This is a genomic window from Desulfoconvexum algidum (assembly GCF_055382125.1).
The window spans coordinates 5,514,284-5,535,323 of the sequence record NZ_AP042394.1; the positions used below are offsets into that span (position 1 = coordinate 5,514,284).

General features: G+C 46.4%; 8 protein-coding genes and 6 rRNA genes. 3 read left to right on the forward strand and 11 right to left on the reverse strand.

The features are described from left to right. Positions 1-374: 374 nt before the first annotated feature. Positions 375-755: a PaaI family thioesterase gene (locus tag ACZ45G_RS24955; protein ID WP_464173271.1), complete on the reverse strand. Its 381-nt coding sequence runs from the start codon at positions 753-755 to the stop codon at positions 375-377. Between the two features lie 729 nt (positions 756-1,484). Between ACZ45G_RS24955 and ACZ45G_RS24960 the strand changes: the two genes are divergently transcribed. Beyond that, positions 1,485-1,991: a hypothetical protein gene (locus tag ACZ45G_RS24960; RefSeq protein WP_464173272.1), complete on the forward strand. Its 507-nt coding sequence runs from the start codon at positions 1,485-1,487 to the stop codon at positions 1,989-1,991. A 614-nt stretch (positions 1,992-2,605) separates the two neighbouring features. Here the strand turns inward: ACZ45G_RS24960 and rrf (ACZ45G_RS24965) are convergent. From rrf (ACZ45G_RS24965) to ACZ45G_RS24975, 3 genes are all read right to left on the reverse strand, one after another. Continuing rightward, positions 2,606-2,722, reverse strand: a 5S ribosomal RNA gene (rrf, locus tag ACZ45G_RS24965). Between the two features lie 131 nt (positions 2,723-2,853). After that, positions 2,854-5,856 (reverse strand): 23S ribosomal RNA (locus ACZ45G_RS24970). Positions 5,857-6,148: 292 nt separating this feature from the next. After that, positions 6,149-7,708 (reverse strand): 16S ribosomal RNA (locus ACZ45G_RS24975). The 16S, 23S and 5S rRNA genes sit together here, the layout of an rRNA operon. 690 nt (positions 7,709-8,398) lie before the next feature. On the opposite strand from ACZ45G_RS24975, the gene ACZ45G_RS24980 reads away from it, so the two are divergent. Next, positions 8,399-10,306 carry a hypothetical protein gene (locus ACZ45G_RS24980; RefSeq protein ID WP_464173273.1) on the forward strand — a complete coding sequence of 636 codons (1,908 nt, stop codon included), beginning with the start codon at positions 8,399-8,401 and terminating at the stop codon, positions 10,304-10,306. A gap of 14 nt (positions 10,307-10,320) precedes the next feature. Then, positions 10,321-11,208, forward strand: coding sequence for a transporter substrate-binding domain-containing protein (locus tag ACZ45G_RS24985; RefSeq protein WP_464173275.1), 888 nt, complete (start codon positions 10,321-10,323; stop codon positions 11,206-11,208). A gap of 42 nt (positions 11,209-11,250) precedes the next feature. Here the strand turns inward: ACZ45G_RS24985 and ACZ45G_RS24990 are convergent, their stop codons facing one another. From ACZ45G_RS24990 to ACZ45G_RS25020, 7 genes are all read right to left on the reverse strand, one after another. After that, positions 11,251-11,499, reverse strand: coding sequence for an ATP-binding domain-containing protein (locus tag ACZ45G_RS24990; RefSeq protein ID WP_464173277.1), 249 nt, complete (start codon positions 11,497-11,499; stop codon positions 11,251-11,253). Between the two features lie 587 nt (positions 11,500-12,086). Further along, positions 12,087-12,203, reverse strand: a 5S ribosomal RNA gene (rrf, locus tag ACZ45G_RS24995). Between the two features lie 136 nt (positions 12,204-12,339). Next, a 23S ribosomal RNA gene (locus tag ACZ45G_RS25000) occupies positions 12,340-15,342 on the reverse strand. A gap of 294 nt (positions 15,343-15,636) precedes the next feature. Then, positions 15,637-17,196, reverse strand: a 16S ribosomal RNA gene (locus ACZ45G_RS25005). 276 nt (positions 17,197-17,472) lie between these two features. After that, positions 17,473-18,246 (reverse strand): enoyl-CoA hydratase/isomerase family protein, encoded by a 774-nt coding sequence (locus tag ACZ45G_RS25010; protein WP_464173278.1) that lies wholly within the window; start codon positions 18,244-18,246, stop codon positions 17,473-17,475. 43 nt (positions 18,247-18,289) lie between these two features. Further along, complete coding sequence (locus tag ACZ45G_RS25015) at positions 18,290-20,104, reverse strand: acyl-CoA dehydrogenase (protein WP_464173279.1); 1,815 nt, start codon at positions 20,102-20,104, stop codon at positions 18,290-18,292. Between the two features lie 22 nt (positions 20,105-20,126). After that, on the reverse strand, positions 20,127-21,032 hold the full coding sequence (locus tag ACZ45G_RS25020; protein ID WP_464173281.1) for a 3-hydroxyacyl-CoA dehydrogenase: 906 nt from the start codon (positions 21,030-21,032) through the stop codon (positions 20,127-20,129). Positions 21,033-21,040 lie beyond the last annotated feature (8 nt).

Here is a 21,040-nt window from a genome sequence, read left to right on the forward strand (position 1 = left end):
TTTAATTAAAGGGCGTTGACTTCTTTTGGAAGTAGTGACGGGAATAAAAATCCGGCCGGTGGTTACTTGTATTCAAAGTCTGGCCCCTGAAGTTTTCCTGTTATCAAGAGCAATATTATTATAATGGTTTCGACTTTTTTAAATAGAAGCCCAGCATAAGATATTATGTTTGAGAGAAATGGATAAAGCTGTCCGAAAAAAGCACCCAAGAATATCGACAATGGTTTGGACAGAGTTACAAACGCAAAAAAACCTGATCATATTCCTATGATCAGTTCGATAAGTTAACCGGCGAGTTCAGCGAATCCGCGTTAAACACCTGGTTGGGCTTTTTACATAATTTCAATACAGTATGATTACTTACGAAATTTTCATCATTTATTATGAATAAGATCGTCATATTTATTCGAAGGTAAAATATGGTACGTTCCGGTAGCTGTTGTACACTTTTTGCCGTCATTGTTCGAAAGAGTTGCTATCATATTGACTTTTGCACCTTCCATGGAAATTACTTGACACGTGACAGTTATCTTTTCACCACAAATGTATGTTGGCCTTAAAAATTTAATATCAAGCGTAGTCGTGACTGCCATTTTTTTTGTACAAATATAACAGGTCCATCCCATTATTTCATCAAGGAGACCCATTTGAATTGCCCCATGGAGTATATCACCCTGGCCAACAAAATATTGAGCAGGCATATATTCAGTTGATGCTTCTTTCTTTTCCTTGTCCCAATAAAATTTAAGATTCAAACCTTTTTTGTTTTCACTTCCGCAAAAGAAACAATTGTTGTTAGAATAAGGGATTTTGTATTTCTTCTTTCATAAAATGTACCTGATAAAAGGATTGTTTATTTAAGCTCAACAAATAATTGTGCAGGTCAGTATATCGTATAAGTTTGAATGATATCCAACTATTTTTTAATAATAGAACTAAGATTGGGTATCAATTTTCTTAAAGCCTGTAAAGATATTTTAACGAATCAACTTTGATAAAAATAAAATTGATTCAGGACGTATCGACAAAAATAACATAATTGGAGATACATTTGATTTTTGTTCATATTCCGGAAAGAAATTTTTTAGAATCTGCCAAAATGTGATGTATATATTATCAACGTGAATGTGGAAACATGACCTATAACACCGCTACAGGCTTATAAAGTTGAGTTCAATGAAATTTCAAATTTAAAAAAAGGCCATATACCATATGTGTGGGTCCCTGTGATTGGTCTCGACTGAGCCCCACAAAAGCCAGTACTCATTTTTTAAATCTTCTTAAGAATGACCTTGTACTTTTTTGGACAGGGGGTATTCCTGTGATATTGGCTAAAATTATTTTCATTGTTGTTTGCGGGGATAAAATTATGATATGTAAAACTTTAAAAGAATATGACAGGTCAAACAAATTATTCAAATGGTATAGATGTATAATTCATTTGGTTAATAGCAATCACCATAATCCATAATTAGGAGATTATTTTGAAATCATATCCAAAAATCGCATTTTATTCTCTAACGGTTTTTCTTTTTGTACTTACTTCATCACTATTCGCTGCGGAAGCATTGAAAGCCCCTCTCATCGATATCCCGGGCTGGGATGCTGAACCTGCTATGGAGATGGATATGAACATGAATGGTGTAAAAATGTCAAATGCTACCCGATCCTATGAAAAGGGAGATAATACCATTGATGCGGCGATAATGGTTACTTCCCGGCAAATGGGAATGGCCTCATTCCAGGGAATGAACATGTCCCAGGGTGGAATTAAAATTGAAAGCTCTGAAATGGATGGGTTCAAGATAATGCACACCCATGACAGCAATGAAAATGAAGGAAATGTCCTGGTGCTGCTTGGAGAAACTGAAACCAATTCAGCCATATTTTCTCTTGGATATTCAGGTATTTCAAGTGAAGAGAGTACATCCATTTTAAAACAATATAATCTAAAACAGATACAAAAAGCCACAAAGGCATTAATGAAATAGTTAAGGATTTTAGTGATCCTCCCCCAAAAAAACTGGAGACATAGTTAATCCAAATTTTTCAGGGTATACCGTTCATACTATTGATATCAAATTAAGAATACATTGAGAATGCTTTTTGATACAAATATCTCAAACTTGAATCGATTACCTCGCGAGTATATAGTTCATGGTATTCTCTGTCAGGAGTCAAATTTCGCCAATTTGCTGAGCGTTTCTTTCACCGGTCTGGGCTTTTTAAATATTTCCAGAATACTACATCTGGTATAAACAAGATTTGCAGTCTTTGGTGTGAGATTAATCTATATGGGAAACCGCATGACCGAATGAATCAAAATCCCTTTAAATTATAATTGGAGATAAAAGGAAGGGGATATCCATCCTGCTGTGGTGCGGACTTTGATTTTTCTCCCCCAGGGCCGGGTTTGCCGGGGTGGACTATTATTAATAGTCTCGACTTTTTTAAATCGAAGCCCACCATAAAATATTGTGTTTGAGGGAAATGGATAAAGCTGTGCGAAAAAAAGCACCCAAGAATATCGACAATGGTTTGGACAGAGTTACAAACGCAAAAAGCCCTGATCATTGCAATAATGATCAGGGCTTTTTGAAGAATAATCTGGCGGCGTTCTACTCTCCCACACAGTCTCCCATGCAGTACCATCGACGCTAAAGAGCTTAACTTCCGTGTTCGAGATGGGAACGGGTGTGACCTCTTTGCCATTACCACCAGATTAAGATGGTTTGGATCCGGAACTTTTGAATGGTGCTACTTCTTGTGTTCCATAAATCCTAAAACTTGTTGCTGTAAATTTGCTATTAAATATGTTTCGCATTAAAGCGTTCAAACTTAATTGTGGAGGAAGTGGCTAAGCCTCACGACCTATTAGTACCAGTTAGCTGAACACATTACTGTGCTTACACACCTGGCCTATCAACCTTGTAGTCTTCAAGGGGTCTTTAGTCTATAAATAGATGGGATATCTAATCTTGAAGTTGGCTTCCCGCTTAGATGCTTTCAGCGGTTATCCATACCCAACTTAGCTACCCAGCAATGCTCCTGGCGGAACAACTGGAACACCATTGGTTGGTCCAATCCGGTCCTCTCGTACTAGGATCAGATCTCCTCAAATATCCTGCGCCCACGAAAGATAGGGACCAAACTGTCTCACGACGTTTTAAACCCAGCTCACGTACCACTTTAATTGGCGAACAGCCAAACCCTTGGGACCTGCTCCAGCCCCAGGATGTGATGAGCCGACATCGAGGTGCCAAACCGCCCCGTCGATGTGAACTCTTGGGGGCGATAAGCCTGTTATCCCCGGCGTACCTTTTATCCGTTGAGCGACGGCCCTTCCATTCAGAACCGCCGGATCACTAAGACCTACTTTCGTACCTGCTCGAAATGTCTCTCTCGCAGTCAAGCTCCCTTATGCCTTTGCACTCTATGGTTGGTTTCCAATCAACCTGAGGGAACCTTCGCGCGCCTCCGTTACTCTTTGGGAGGCGACCGCCCCAGTCAAACTACCCACCAGACACTGTCCGTAATCCCGATAAGGGACCGACGTTAGAACACTGAAATATGAAGGGTGGTATTTCAAGGGTAACTCCACAAGCACTGGCGTACCTGCTTCTAAGTCTCCCACCTATCCTGCACATCATATCCCAAAATCCAATGTCAAGCTGTAGTAAAGGTGCCGGGGTCTTTCCGTCTTTTCGCGGGTAGACGGTATCTTCACCGCCATTCCAATTTCGCTGAGTCTCTGGTTGAGACAGTGTGGAAGTCGTTACGCCATTCGTGCAGGTCGGAACTTACCCGACAAGGAATTTCGCTACCTTAGGACCGTTATAGTTACGGCCGCCGTTTACTGGGGCTTCAGTTCAGTGCTTCGCATAAATGCTAACAAATCCCCTTAACCTTCCAGCACCGGGCAGGCGTCAGACCCTATACTTCGTCTTGCGACTTTGCAGAGTCCTATGTTTTTAGTAAACAGTCGCTACCACCAATTCTCTGCGGCCCTCGAACGCTTATAAAGTAAATTTAATCACATTCAAGGGCATACCTTCTCCCTAAGTTACGGTATCATTTTGCCGAGTTCCTTAACCAGAGTTCTCTCAAGCGCCTCGGGATACTCTCCCTGCCTACCTGTGTCGGTTTTGGTACGATCACCTGTTATCTCGATAGAGGCTTTTCTTGGCAGCATGGGTGCAGTCAGTTTATGGGATAAATCCCTCCTCATCGCTTCTCAGCCTTAATGAAAATCCGGATTTGCCTGGATTCTCAGCCTACGAGCTTAAACCGCCTATTCCAACAGACGGATGACTTGCCCTCCTGCGTCCCCCCTTCTCTCAAACGACAACTGGGTGGTACAGGAATATTAACCTGTTTTCCATCGACTACGCCTTTCGGCCTCGCCTTAGGGATCGACTAACCCTGAGCAGATTAGCTTTACTCAGGAAACCTTGGGCTATCGGCGAGCGGGTCTCTCACCCGCTTTATCGCTACTCATGTCAGCATGGTCGCTTGTGCAATCTCCACATTTACTCACGTAAACGATTCTATGACGGCACAACGCTCTCCTACCATAAAACTCAATCCGTAGATCAAATCCTATCCGCAGCTTCGGTACTATGCTTTAGCCCCGATACATTTTCGGCGCAGATCCACTCGACCAGTGAGCTATTACGCTTTCTTTAAAGGATGGCTGCTTCTAAGCCAACCTCCTGGTTGTCTGGGCATTCCCACATCCTTCTCCACTTAGCATAGATTTGGGGACCTTAGCTGGCGGTCTGGGTTGTTTCCCTCTCGTCCGCGGAACTTAGCTCCCGCGGGCTGACTCCTATAATCTGACTTACCGGTATTCGGAGTTTGGTTAGGTTTGGTAATCTGGTGAGACCCCTAGCCCATCCAGTGCTCTACCTCCGGCAAGAAACTTATAAGGCTATACCTAAATATATTTCGGAGAGAACCAGCTATCTCCAGGTTTGTTTGGCCTTTCACCCCTATCCACACCTCATCCGAACAGTTTTTAACCTGTGACGGTTCGGGCCTCCACGCAATTTTACTTGTGCTTCACCCTGGACATGGATAGATCACCTGGTTTCGGGTCTATTCAGTGCAACTTGTCGCCCATTTCAGACTCGCTTTCGCTACGGCTACATCTATCGACTTAACCTTGCTACACTAAATAACTCGCTGACTCATTATGCAAAAGGCACGCGGTCACAAGATCCGAAGATCAAGCTCCCACTGCTTGTAAGCAAACGGTTTCAGGTACTATTTCACTCCCCTAACAGGGGTACTTTTCACCTTTCCCTCACGGTACTGGTACGCTATCGGTTGTCAAGTTGTATTTAGCCTTATGTGATGGTCCACACAAATTCCCACAGAATTTCTCGTGTTCCGCAGTACTTGGGAATAAAATAAGAGAGATCCATTATTTTCGCTTACAGGATTGTCACCTTCTTTGATCGAGCTTTCCAGCTCATTCAGCTAATAATGAATTTTTTTACTCTCCGCCAGGTCCAAAACCCTGACAAATCTCATCCCACGACCCCGTATACGCAACGCTTTTGGGCTTGACACGTATATGGTTTGGGCTCTTTCCCGTTCGCTCGCCGCTACTTAGGAAATCGTTATTACTTTCTTTTCCTGGGGGTACTAAGATGTTTCAGTTCTCCCCGTTGGCTTCCTAACACTATGTATTCATGTTAGGATGACACGGTATTAACCATGCCGGGTTGCCCCATTCAGAAATCTCCGGATCAAAGGATGTTTAGCTCCTCCCCGAAGCTTATCGCAGCTTTCCACGTCTTTCATCTGCACTTGACACCAAGGCATCCACCGTTTGCTCTTAGTAGCTTAGCCACTATACCACAAATAAGTTTAAACACTTTGATGCGAACATATTTAACTTGGGTGAATAAATTCACCTTCCATCAAATGGTCAAGCTTTCAGTCTGATTCAACAATCAAACCTTGGCTTTATATTTTAATCAGTTGTTAATGATAATTTTAACAACTGCGCAATTGATATTTACAACAACAAATTGTCAAAGAACAGTGAACGATCCGGCTACTAATACTTCGCCGTTTTGATCCCTCAAAATTGGCCAGTGAAAATTAAGCTTGAGCGCTTATACTTCTTGTCTTTCCTTTGAAAGGAGGTGATCCAGCCGCTGATTCCTCAACGGCTACCTTGTTACGACTTCACCCCAATTATCAACCATACCTTAGGCGCCTGCTTCCCCGAAGGGTTAGCCCAACGACGTCGGGTATAATCAACTCTCATGGTGTGACGGGCGGTGTGTACAAGGCCCGGGAACATATTCACCGCGGCATGCTGATCCGCGATTACTAGCGATTCCAACTTCATGGAGTCGAGTTGCAGACTCCAATCCGGACTGAGATAAGCTTTAGGGATTAGCTAACCATCGCTGGCTTGCTGCCCTCTGTACTTACCATTGTAGCACGTGTGTAGCCCTGGATATAAGGGCCATGAGGACTTGACGTCATCCCCGCCTTCCTCCCGGTTAACCCGGGCAGTCTCGCTAGAGTTCCCACCATTACGTGCTGGCAACTAACGATAAGGGTTGCGCTCGTTGCTGGACTTAACCAAACATCTCACGACACGAGCTGACGACAGCCATGCAGCACCTGTCACTGTGTTCCCGAAGGCACTCTCTGATCTCTCAAAGATTCACAGGATGTCAAATCCAGGTAAGGTTCTTCGCGTTGCGTCGAATTAAACCACATGCTCCACCGCTTGTGCGGGCCCCCGTCAATTCCTTTGAGTTTTAGTCTTGCGACCGTACTCCCCAGGCGGTTCACTTACCACGTTAGCTTGGGCACAGCAGATTTTAATATCCGCTACACCGAGTGAACAACGTTTACTGTGTGGACTACCAGGGTATCTAATCCTGTTCGCTACCCACACCTTCGCGCCTCAGCGTCAATATCTGTCCAGAGAGCTGCCTTCGCCATCGGTGTTCCTCCTGATATCTACGAATTTCACCTCTACACCAGGAATTCCGCTCTCCTCTCCAGTATTCAAGTCTTGCTGTTTCAAATGCACTTCCAGGGTTGAGCCCCGGGCTTTCACATCTGACCGACAAGACCGCCTACGCGCCCTTTACGCCCAATAATTCCGAATAACGCTTGCACCCCCCGTATTACCGCGGCTGCTGGCACGGAGTTAGCCGGTGCTTCCTCTACAGGTACCGTCAATACAACATACTATTAATATGAAGTAATTTCTTCCCTGTCGACAGAGCTTTACGACCCAAGGGCCTTCTTCACTCACGCGGCGTTGCTGCGTCAGGGTTTCCCCCATTGCGCAAAATTCCTCACTGCTGCCTCCCGTAGGAGTCTGGACCGTGTGTCAGTTCCAGTGTGGCTGATCATCCTCTCAGACCAGCTAACCATCGTAGTCTTGGTAGGCCTTTACCCCACCAACAAACTAATGGTCCGCAGACTCATCTTCAAACAATTGCTTTCAAGAAGAGGCAACCTTTCATGTTTCAACTTATGCCAAAACACTTCATCCGGTATTAGCCATCCTTTCGAATAGTTATCCCAGGCTTGAAGGTAGATTATCTACGTGTTACTCACCCGTGCGCCACTCTACTAAGGATTGCAAGCAATCCCGTTCTCGTTCGACTTGCATGTGTTAAGCACGCCGCCAGCGTTCATTCTGAGCCAGGATCAAACTCTCCAGTTATAATCCTTTGATAAAACTTTTAGGTCCTTAGACCCGCTCATTTTCTTTTCTCACTGACCAATTTTCAAAGATCAAACTTTTTCTTTCGAAGGGCTGTTTAAAGTCTGTCCTCCTGAAGACCGGCGAATAATGCAGGAATTTAGAACCATTGTCAAACCTTATTTTTTTTAATTTTATATTTTTTCTCATCTATCTGATTTTCAAACGTTAACCGGAAAAAGAATAGTCAGCAAAACGGCAATAAATGAAAAAAAAGGTAAGGTGCAAATTTATCAAGATCACAATCCCATTAAAAAATAGCTTAACCTCTTGTCCTATTTTTCGGGTTAAGATCATTTTGGCTGCATTGAATAATTTAGAAACACCCCTAAAGCAACGGCGCCCTTTTGTCTGCTTTGCCAGATTCAAATCAATTTGACGATCCGATTGTTTACAAGGTCCTTTTCTTCCCTTCCTGATAAATAACGACGGCATTGAATTTGTTCGTTCACTCTGGTATACGAGTATATTATACTTGATCCGGACCTCAATCCTCTATTTCTCTATTTTAAATATTCCCGCCAGTTCTCTACCAGATACCCAGCCATACTGTTTTCAAGTTCTCTTTCAGGAATTATTGATTCAAACTCAGGAGTTTGACTGTTTCCAATCCCAGGGCAAAAACGCTCAAGCATAAAAAGGAGGGGTGGCATGAGAACCATATTTTATTTATCCGTCCTGTTTTGCCTGGCCTTGATCTTTATAGGCCATCATCCTGAAATCCTCGAAAAACAGGGTGCCATCGGCAATCCCCTGTTCTCTTCGGATGAAACATCCCAGGTCGACTTTCCAGCGATCCTGGGGGGAATTGTTGTGTTCTTTTTCTATGTCATGAAATTCGGGCGGTGGCCAGGCCCTGAAGGGGCACCCCCGGGCTTCAGGCCGAAACCCACCCGCCATTTCACCACCTGGCTCAAGTACATGGGGTGGGCGTGTATTTACGGTTTCACCATGTTGATATTTTATCTTTTGATTGTCTTTTTTCCCAAGCTCTTTATCGATTCACTGAACGCCTCCATGGATCTGGGAATTTTTACCCAGCACAGCGGGCTGTTTCAAAAACTCATCCTTGGACTGAAAGAGAACCCGGGCAATCTTGTACCCTACGCCGTGATCATCGTTACGGTTATCTGGTCCGGTGTATTTGCCGTTCGAGAAAGGTCTTTCCGCCAAAGCCTCCAGGAATCTGCCATGATCCCCACCCAGGCCAACCAGCTGATTGAAGAGTATGAATCGGATCCGGACGCCTTTTGCCCGGAAGAAAATTCAATAAAAAAAATCATTGTAAAAATCCCATATCATCTTATTTCTCGGGAAAGTTTCAGTGCCCACAACAAGGACCGGCTTGAAAAAGGATTTGCCCAGTGCGAATATATGCTTTCAAAAATTTTTGAACTTAGAACAAAAAGAATATTTGCAAAAACCTTTGCAAGGTATCAGGAGGATCTGGATGAAGCCAAATTAGCCCTCCATATGCTCAGTGACAATCTCCAGCAGCATAAAAGAAAAATGCTTCAGGTCATGAAACCGGATGAGTCCGTGCCGGATACAAAGACCCTGGGACGGGTTAGCCGTGATTGGGAAAACGCCCATTCACCCAAGGAATTTGAAAAGGAATACTTTACAAAAAACCGGGAAGAACTGGAAAAAGAGATGTCGGACTGCCTTAACGCCCTCCTTAGAATCTCCGTTTGTGCATCCCTTGCCATCAGCAGGTCAACCCGCGAGCGTAATGCACTGTTAAAAAAACTGGGCCTTGCCGCCCCCGAGGGCCAGATCGCTGTCCTCTCCTGGGAATATATTTCCAGGGCGGTATGGATCGTGCTCTTGGTCACCCTGTTAAGTACCGGGATTTACCATTTGACCGATTATTTCTACACAATTCAGGATGGTACACAATCGGGAACGGTTCCCGTTCCCAATGATACGGGAAAAATCATGGTCTGGTGCCTGTATTCGGTGGCCATGAATATTCTGGGAATATTCGGCGGATTTTCGGTCCAAAAATGGCTCACCGAAGAAAGGAGGCAGTTCGACTTTTCTAAGCCCCACAGGTTATATATTTCCGACTATTCCACTTGTTTCCTTTTTGGATTCAGCCTGAATGTTTTTTTGTTTGCTGCTCTCCTGCTTCCCTCAGGGGGCTTTGAAAGGTTTCAATATGCATGGCCCTGGGCCCTGCCAGGTTCTGTATCCGCCTGTTTTACAGGTTTTTATATGGCCAGGGTAAAAAACTCCCAAACGGTTGAAAAAGAATCTAAGGCAAATCCGGACACAGAGAAAAATACCCCTCGTGCCAAACAAATTAACTGGGGATATATGCTCCTCCAGGGAGGGGCCATGGCCCTGGTCTCCATTTCCGTACTGATATGGAACCATGGGTTTGAATTCCTCCTGCACTTGGGGGAATCCAAAACCCTGGAGGTGTTCGGTATTTATTTGGCCGCATCCTCATTTCTGATCGGCGCCGGCCTGTCCTATATTCTGCAGGACTGGATCAACACGGAAGAAAACGGCAAAACGGTGAAACCAACTTTTGACCAGGCAAAGGAAGCTTAAAAAGGGAGGATGGTATGAAAGCATTTAAAGTGAACCTGATCACAACAATCTATTGGATATTGATGCTCCTCGTTTTTATGTTTTTCCAAACCCGTGCCCTGGCTGGAAATACGGAAGGTGTTCTCAAAATCGGGGTAAGAAAGGACTGCCCACCCTTTTCCTGGGAGGTTGATCAAAAAGGACGGTACAGAGGATACAGCCTTTCCCTGTGTGAGGCCATTGCCGACAGAAACAATTTTGACATTGAAATGGTACCGGTGACGGCCCAGAACCGCTTCACAAAACTTCACGACGGCGATATCCATATCCTATGCGAGGCAACAACCGTAACCCTGCAACGGATGCACCGGTTCAACACCACTCTGTATACTTTTATCAGCGGTGCATCTTTACTGTACACCCCGGAAACCCAGAGCGCCTCAGAATTAAAAGTGGGGGTTTTAAAGGGAACCACTACGGAAAATACTATTGATACCATTTTAAAAAAACAGACCGACTTGAGACGAAAGGATTTGAGCTATACCCGGGTTGAACTGGACAGCCACTTGGACTACGCGGAAAAATTCAATTCCGGGGACATCAACCTGTACATTGCAGATCGTGAGATCCTTCTGGCCCTAAGGGCAATGAGTTCAAACAAAAGCAAAAAGCTTATCGTATCCAGAAACTATTATACAATAGAACCCTATGCCCTTTTTACAGGAAGGAACAATCACGACTTAAAATACATGGCAGACAAAACGCTGGCAAGGATCTTCAAACGAGATATCCAGGAACTGTTCCGTGAAAACTTTCCCCAAAAAAGAATGAACGATTCTCTCAGGCTTTTATTTCGCCTCCAGCAGTTGCTTGATGGCCGGGATCCCCTACCCGATCCCAAAACGAAAGAATCAGATCCGTAAAATAGAATTGGTTCCCATGATCGAATGCCGGATCTCAGAAGATCACCCAACCCCTAAGCCCTGTGGGTCTGCTGGGACACGGCCTTTGACAGGATGTCGGGGACCGGGCAGGGTCAAAAAGGAGCGGGCATGGGTGATGCCGGTGTAAACCAGTTCCCGGGTTATGACCGGATTCATGGCATCTGGCAGGACCATGGCCGTATGCTCAAACTCCGAGCCCTGGGATTTGTGCACGGTCATGGCAAACACCGTTTCGACGGCTTCCAGGCGGGAAGGCAGGACCTGCTTCACAACAGGTTTGGCTTTTTCTATATTTTCAATAAGTTATAAACTTTTAGTAAAATCAACAGAGGATATCAATCAGGGAAAACCTGAATTTTAGAATTTTTTTTAGGATAAAACTCAACATCAACGAGAACAAAATAAAGATGATTGCCAAAAACAGTGGTGATTAAGCCTTGTTCTAAATTTGGGCGTGAAAATAATGACACTAATTTTTACCAATTCAAATTTTCATGGGGCGAGCTTCTATGGTATCATCTGTCGCTTTTATCGAAATCTTCCAATCACAACATATGGTATGGCGAACCGTTTTGATTGTCGAGTCTATATTCAACATAATTGGAGATAGAGAGAAATGGAAAGAACTGCCTTTTTGAAGACATAAGAATTGAACAGCATCCATTCTTATGCGGTGTGGACTATTATTAATAGTCTCGACTTTTTTAAAACGAAGCCCACCATAAAATATTGTGTTTGAGGGAAATAAATAAAGCTGTGCGAAAAAAGCACCCAGGAATATCGACAATGGTTTGGACAGAGTTACAAACGCAAAAAGCCCTGATCATATTTCTATGATCAGGGCTTTTTGAAGAATAATCTGGCGGCGTTCTACTCTCCCACACAGTCTCCCATGCAGTACCATCGACGCTAAAGAGCTTAACTTCCGTGTTCGAGATGGGAACGGGTGTGACCTCTTTGCCATTACCACCAGATTAAGATGGTTTGGATCCGGAACTTTTGAAGGGTGCTACTTCTTGTGTTCCATAAATCCATTTTGTAATTTATTGTTGTAAATTTGCGTATTAAATATGTTTCGCATTAAAGCGTTCAAACTTAATTGTGGAGGAAGTGGCTAAGCCTCACGACCTATTAGTACCAGTTAGCTGAACACATTACTGTGCTTACACACCTGGCCTATCAACCTTGTAGTCTTCAAGGGGTCTTTAGTCTATAAATAGATGGGATATCTAATCTTGAAGTTGGCTTCCCGCTTAGATGCTTTCAGCGGTTATCCATACCCAACTTAGCTACCCAGCAATGCTCCTGGCGGAACAACTGGAACACCATTGGTTGGTCCAATCCGGTCCTCTCGTACTAGGATCAGATCTCCTCAAATATCCTGCGCCCACGAAAGATAGGGACCAAACTGTCTCACGACGTTTTAAACCCAGCTCACGTACCACTTTAATTGGCGAACAGCCAAACCCTTGGGACCTGCTCCAGCCCCAGGATGTGATGAGCCGACATCGAGGTGCCAAACCGCCCCGTCGATGTGAACTCTTGGGGGCGATAAGCCTGTTATCCCCGGCGTACCTTTTATCCGTTGAGCGACGGCCCTTCCATTCAGAACCGCCGGATCACTAAGACCTACTTTCGTACCTGCTCGAAATGTCTCTCTCGCAGTCAAGCTCCCTTATGCCTTTGCACTCTATGGTTGGTTTCCAATCAACCTGAGGGAACCTTCGCGCGCCTCCGTTACTCTTTGGGAGGCGACCGCCCCAGTCAAACTACCCACCAGACACTGTCCGTAATCCCGATAAGGGACCGACGTTAGAACACTGAAATATGAAGGGTGGTATTTCAAGGGTAACTCCACAAGCACTGGCGTACCTGCTTCTAAGTCTCCCACCTATCCTGCACATCATATCCCAAAATCCAATGTCAAGCTGTAGTAAAGGTGCCGGGGTCTTTCCGTCTTTTCGCGGGTAGACGGTATCTTCACCGCCATTCCAATTTCGCTGAGTCTCTGGTTGAGACAGTGTGGAAGTCGTTACGCCATTCGTGCAGGTCGGAACTTACCCGACAAGGAATTTCGCTACCTTAGGACCGTTATAGTTACGGCCGCCGTTTACTGGGGCTTCAGTTCAGTGCTTCGCATAAATGCTAACAAATCCCCTTAACCTTCCAGCACCGGGCAGGCGTCAGACCCTATACTTCGTCTTGCGACTTTGCAGAGTCCTATGTTTTTAGTAAACAGTCGCTACCACCAATTCTCTGCGGCCCTCGAACGCTTATAAAGTAAATTTAATCACATTCAAGGGCATACCTTCTCCCTAAGTTACGGTATCATTTTGCCGAGTTCCTTAACCAGAGTTCTCTCAAGCGCCTCGGGATACTCTCCCTGCCTACCTGTGTCGGTTTTGGTACGATCACCTGTTATCTCGATAGAGGCTTTTCTTGGCAGCATGGGTGCAGTCAGTTTATGGGATAAATCCCTCCTCATCGCTTCTCAGCCTTAATGAAAATCCGGATTTGCCTGGATTCTCAGCCTACGAGCTTAAACCGCCTATTCCAACAGACGGATGACTTGCCCTCCTGCGTCCCCCCTTCTCTCAAACGACAACTGGGTGGTACAGGAATATTAACCTGTTTTCCATCGACTACGCCTTTCGGCCTCGCCTTAGGGATCGACTAACCCTGAGCAGATTAGCTTTACTCAGGAAACCTTGGGCTATCGGCGAGCGGGTCTCTCACCCGCTTTATCGCTACTCATGTCAGCATGGTCGCTTGTGCAATCTCCACATTTACTCACGTAAACGATTCTATGACGGCACAACGCTCTCCTACCATAAAACTCAATCCGTAGATCAAATCCTATCCGCAGCTTCGGTACTATGCTTTAGCCCCGATACATTTTCGGCGCAGATCCACTCGACCAGTGAGCTATTACGCTTTCTTTAAAGGATGGCTGCTTCTAAGCCAACCTCCTGGTTGTCTGGGCATTCCCACATCCTTCTCCACTTAGCATAGATTTGGGGACCTTAGCTGGCGGTCTGGGTTGTTTCCCTCTCGTCCGCGGAACTTAGCTCCCGCGGGCTGACTCCTATAATCTGACTTACCGGTATTCGGAGTTTGGTTAGGTTTGGTAATCTGGTGAGACCCCTAGCCCATCCAGTGCTCTACCTCCGGCAAGAAACTTATAAGGCTATACCTAAATATATTTCGGAGAGAACCAGCTATCTCCAGGTTTGTTTGGCCTTTCACCCCTATCCACACCTCATCCGAACAGTTTTTAACCTGTGACGGTTCGGGCCTCCACGCAATTTTACTTGTGCTTCACCCTGGACATGGATAGATCACCTGGTTTCGGGTCTATTCAGTGCAACTTGTCGCCCATTTCAGACTCGCTTTCGCTACGGCTACATCTATCGACTTAACCTTGCTACACTAAATAACTCGCTGACTCATTATGCAAAAGGCACGCGGTCACAAGATCCGAAGATCAAGCTCCCACTGCTTGTAAGCAAACGGTTTCAGGTACTATTTCACTCCCCTAACAGGGGTACTTTTCACCTTTCCCTCACGGTACTGGTACGCTATCGGTTGTCAAGTTGTATTTAGCCTTATGTGATGGTCCACACAAATTCCCACAGAATTTCTCGTGTTCCGCAGTACTTGGGAATAAAATAAGAGAGATCCATTATTTTCGCTTACAGGATTGTCACCTTCTTTGATCGAGCTTTCCAGCTCATTCAGCTAATAATGAATTTTTTTACTCTCCGCCAGGTCCAAAACCCTGACAAATCTCATCCCACGACCCCGTATACGCAACGCTTTTGGGCTTGACACGTATATGGTTTGGGCTCTTTCCCGTTCGCTCGCCGCTACTTAGGAAATCGTTATTACTTTCTTTTCCTGGGGGTACTAAGATGTTTCAGTTCTCCCCGTTGGCTTCCTAACACTATGTATTCATGTTAGGATGACACGGTATTAACCATGCCGGGTTGCCCCATTCAGAAATCTCCGGATCAAAGGATGTTTAGCTCCTCCCCGAAGCTTATCGCAGCTTTCCACGTCTTTCATCTGCACTTGACACCAAGGCATCCACCGTTTGCTCTTAGTAGCTTAGCCACTATACCACAAATAAGTTTAAACACTTTGATGCGAACATATTTAACTTGGGTGAATAAATTCACCTTCCATCAAATGGTCAAGCTTTCAGTCTGATTCAACAATCAAACCTTGGCTTTATATTTTAATCAGTTGTTAATGATAATATTAACAACTGCGCAATTGATATTTACAACAACAAATTGTCAAAGAACAGTGAACGATCCGGCTACTAATACTTCGCCGTTTTGATCCCTCAAAATTGGCCAGTGAAAATTAAAAGCTTGAGCGCTTATACTTCTTGTCTTTCCTTTGAAAGGAGGTGATCCAGCCGCTGATTCCTCAACGGCTACCTTGTTACGACTTCACCCCAATTATCAACCATACCTTAGGCGCCTGCTTCCCCGAAGGGTTAGCCCAACGACGTCGGGTATAATCAACTCTCATGGTGTGACGGGCGGTGTGTACAAGGCCCGGGAACATATTCACCGCGGCATGCTGATCCGCGATTACTAGCGATTCCAACTTCATGGAGTCGAGTTGCAGACTCCAATCCGGACTGAGATAAGCTTTAGGGATTAGCTAACCATCGCTGGCTTGCTGCCCTCTGTACTTACCATTGTAGCACGTGTGTAGCCCTGGATATAAGGGCCATGAGGACTTGACGTCATCCCCGCCTTCCTCCCGGTTAACCCGGGCAGTCTCGCTAGAGTTCCCACCATTACGTGCTGGCAACTAACGATAAGGGTTGCGCTCGTTGCTGGACTTAACCAAACATCTCACGACACGAGCTGACGACAGCCATGCAGCACCTGTCACTGTGTTCCCGAAGGCACTCTCTGATCTCTCAAAGATTCACAGGATGTCAAATCCAGGTAAGGTTCTTCGCGTTGCGTCGAATTAAACCACATGCTCCACCGCTTGTGCGGGCCCCCGTCAATTCCTTTGAGTTTTAGTCTTGCGACCGTACTCCCCAGGCGGTTCACTTACCACGTTAGCTTGGGCACACCAGATTTTAATATCCGGTACACCGAGTGAACAACGTTTACTGTGTGGACTACCAGGGTATCTAATCCTGTTCGCTACCCACACCTTCGCGCCTCAGCGTCAATATCTGTCCAGAGAGCTGCCTTCGCCATCGGTGTTCCTCCTGATATCTACGAATTTCACCTCTACACCAGGAATTCCGCTCTCCTCTCCAGTATTCAAGTCTTGCTGTTTCAAATGCACTTCCAGGGTTGAGCCCCGGGCTTTCACATCTGACCGACAAGACCGCCTACGCGCCCTTTACGCCCAATAATTCCGAATAACGCTTGCACCCCCCGTATTACCGCGGCTGCTGGCACGGAGTTAGCCGGTGCTTCCTCTACAGGTACCGTCAATACAACATACTATTAATATGAAGTAATTTCTTCCCTGTCGACAGAGCTTTACGACCCAAGGGCCTTCTTCACTCACGCGGCGTTGCTGCGTCAGGGTTTCCCCCATTGCGCAAAATTCCTCACTGCTGCCTCCCGTAGGAGTCTGGACCGTGTGTCAGTTCCAGTGTGGCTGATCATCCTCTCAGACCAGCTAACCATCGTAGTCTTGGTAGGCCTTTACCCCACCAACAAACTAATGGTCCGCAGACTCATCTTCAAACAATTGCTTTCAAGAAGAGGCAACCTTTCATATATCAACTTATGTCAACATACTTCATCCGGTATTAGCCATCCTTTCGAATAGTTATCCCAGGCTTGAAGGTAGATTATCTACGTGTTACTCACCCGTGCGCCACTCTACTAAGGATTGCAAGCAATCCCGTTCTCGTTCGACTTGCATGTGTTAAGCACGCCGCCAGCGTTCATTCTGAGCCAGGATCAAACTCTCCAGTTATAATCCTTTGATAAAACTTTTAGGTCCTTAGACCCGCTCATTTTCTTTTCTCACTGACCAATTTTCAAAGATCAAACTCGCACAAAAAAAATCTTCCCAGGTCAAAATTTCAAATTATTTCCCCGTGAAGATCAACGAATAATACCTGAAATATAATTTATGTCAACTATTTTTTTAAATTTATTTCAAATAAACCATTTCACTGGCATGGGAATCCCCCAATATATTCTCCATGTCAGCGAATATATTGGGGTTTGTCATCCCAGGGGCTTGGTTTTATTTCATCCGATAGGTATAGGACATCATGATTTGATTCCGGTCTTCCATGTTCAGGGCGGCTTCAAGGCCGGGACAATCCAAATTGCAATTGATGGCCTCCTTGGTCATGCGGATCCCCATGGGGTTTTTCTCCACCATGGTTTTGGCAAGGCCCTGGGCCGTTGGTATCATCTCATCCTTTCCCACAACCCGGGAGGCAAAGCCCAGGGACAGAGCTGTTTTTGCATCCATCCAATTGCCTGTGAGCAAATATTCATAGGCCCGCCCTGCCCCGATGAGCCGGGGAAGAAAATAAGAGGATGCCATGTCTGCCCCGCCAAGCCCTATATTAATATAAGCCGCAGAAAACCGTGCGTCCTCGGCCAGGATCCTTAAATCAGATGCCATGGCAAGGGAAAATCCTATTCCTGCCGCTGCCCCGTGGACACAGGCAATAATGGGCTGGGGAATCTGTCGCATGCCCAAAAATAGCCGGCTCATGCGGACCTGGGCATTATAGGCCTGGATGGGGGTCATCTTAAAAATTTCAGGGGCATAGCCCTTGGTATCCAATCCGGCACAAAAGCCCTTGGCTTTTCCCCCGTCCAGGATTACCACCCGGGTTTCTTCATCATAGCGAAGCTCTCTTAACAGTGTTTCAAAGGCCACCACCATTGAATGATCAAAGGCATTATAGGTGGCGGCTCTGTCCAGAGTCAGATATCCTATTCCGCCTTCTGTCCTGAACTTAAACGGCGGCGTATCAACATTTTCTTTTATGGTTGCATTCATGTCTCTTGGGTATCTCCTTTGGGTTTTAGGTTTGAGGATCCGTCTAATCGGTAAAGCAATCCTCGGGCACGGCAAGGGTCATCTGGCCTGATTTTTCAAGGGTCGTGGCCAGTCCTTCCATTTTGGGCATTTCATATGAGAAAAAATAACGGGCCACATGGACCTTACCCTTATAAAAGAGGGCATCCTTTTTCTTGAGCCCTTCTTTTCCCAACGCCAGCAAGGCAGCATCAGCCATGGTCAGCCATTGCCAGCCGATAACCATGATACCGAACATCTCAAGAAAGAGACTGGCATCGGCCAGGTAGGCATCGGGCCCCTTTTCCATGGCCACGGCCCCAAGCTTCATGGTGGTCTTTTCCAGCATTGCCATGGCCCGGTTCAAATCCAGGGCCATTTCACCCAGTTCCTGATGCTGCTTGGCAGCGGCAATGGCACCATCCATTTCCTGCTTGAGCAACACCAATGCCCGGCCATTGTCCATGGTCAGTTTTCTGCCCAGCAAATCCATGCCCTGGATGCCGGTGGCCCCCTCATGGATGGTATGGATACGCATATCCCTGAAATGCTGTTCTACGGGAAAATCATCACAATACCCGTATCCGCCGAAACATTGGATGGCCGTACTGGTCGACAAAATTCCCATTTCAGACGGATAGGTTTTGGCCACAGGTGTGAGCAACTCCAACAGCAGGTGACAGTCCTTTTGGGAGGGGTCCCTGGCAAGGATGTCCTCGTACATGCCGCATTGAAGAATCAGGGACAGGGACCCTTCTGCCACCGCCCGCTGAAACAGCAGCATGCGGCGTACATCCGCATGCTCTATAATGGGAACGGGCATGGAATCCTTGGCAGCAGTGATTTTTCTGCCCTGGCACCTGGCCCGGCAATAGGTCAAAGCGCTGTGATAGGCTGCCGTGGCAATTGAGGTCGCCCCCATGCCCACTTCCAGCCTGGCATTGTTCATCATCTGGAACATATACAACAAGCCCCGATGCTTCTCGCCCACCAGATACCCGATGCAATTTTCCTTTTCTCCCAGACGAAGCCCTGTTATAGGAGCGCCCCGGTACCCCAGTTTATGAAACACCTGGGTGACCGTCACATCATTTTCTACCAGGTTCCCTTGGTCATCGGGCCTGAATTTGGGCACCACAAACAAAGAGATCCCTTTTACCCCGGCAGGCGCACCTTTTATCCGGGCCAGCATGAGATGGATCACATTGTCCACTCCATCGTGGTCTCCGGCGGAGATAAATATTTTTTCCCCGATAATGTTGTATTGATCAGATTCCGATTTTCCGGATTCCAGGGGAATGGCTTCGGTAACAAGGTCTCCCAGGGAAGTGCCGGCTTCAGGTTCGGTCAGGGCCATGGTACCCTGCCATTTACCGGCCAGCATGGGGGGCAGATAGGTGTTTTGAAGATGCTCTGATCCATAACTCAAAATCAGTTTTGCAGCGCCCATGGTAAGCCCTGCATAGACCGAAGCCGAATAATTGGCCGTGGCAAAAATAAAATTAATGCAAAGGAGCAGGGAGGAAGGCATGTTCTCCCCCTCCCAGCGTTCAGGAAAAAGAGCCGCTATCCAGCCATCCTCTCCCAGGGTTTCCAGCATGGGCCGGACCCCTTCATGGACACGGACACTGCCGTCGGTAAGCTGCGGCGGGTTTCGGTCCATCTCTTCAAACATGGGGTGCAACACCTTTTTTCCCAGATCAAAGGCCGCCTTGAAAACCATATCAATGGTTTTCGGGGTATGGTCATTTAAATAATCAGGGGTAATGGACCGATATTTCCCTCCCCGGGAGTGCAGGGTAAAGGTCAGGTTTTTCATGCTCATAAATTTGTCTGCCATGATGATTTCCTTGAATATTTGGTTATCGGATGCCCTTAAGAAAATCAGGTCCCAGAAATGACGCCTTGGGATACTGGTAAAAACCCTCTCCTGTCTTGACCCCCAGGTTTCCTTTGTCCACAAACCCTTTGAGGAAAGCCGCATTGGCCTTTGCCTGGGGGTCATTTTTAACCCCGGCCCAATAGTCGGTGACCTTGTAAACGGTTTCAAGGCCGACGGAATCCATGATACCAAAAGGGCCCACACCGGTTTTCATGATGCCCATCCAGGCCCGGTCAATGTCTTCAACCGATGCCACCTCTTTGGCAGCAAGGCTCAGGGCCGATGCCATCAGCTCGGACAACATGGTGTTAAATACATACCCGTGCTGCTCTTTTTTCAATTCAATGGGGAACTGGTCTATGGCCGTGCAAAATTCCCGGATATCTGCCAGGGTCTGCTTAGACGTGCCGGGATGGGGCATGATATCCACCACATTGGTGAGCAAAAGATCATGGAAATGCAGGGCGGCAAACCGATCCGGCCTGCCCGTGGCAGAAGCGATCATGGAAGGAACCAGAGTGGACGAATTGGTGGTAAAAATCGTGTGATCAGGACAGATCTCGTTGAATTGAGCAAATACCGCCTGTTTGATCTTTGGATCTTCGGGCACGGACTCATTGATCAGGTCAGCATCTTTGCCAGCTGATTGTGGATCCGATGTGAACCGGATACGATCCAGTGCAGCCGCCGCCTTTTCCGGGCTCACCCGCCGGTGGCCTGCCAGGGAATCCGCCAATTTGTTCACCCGCTTCTTCGCCTGTTCAAGGGACTTCTCAAAGGCATCAAAGACAGTCACGTCAAACCCCCATGCTGCGCATTGCAGGCCAATCTGAAGCCCCATGGTTCCGGCCCCCAGAATCAACACCTTCTCAATTTTCTTTTCCATCTTCTATC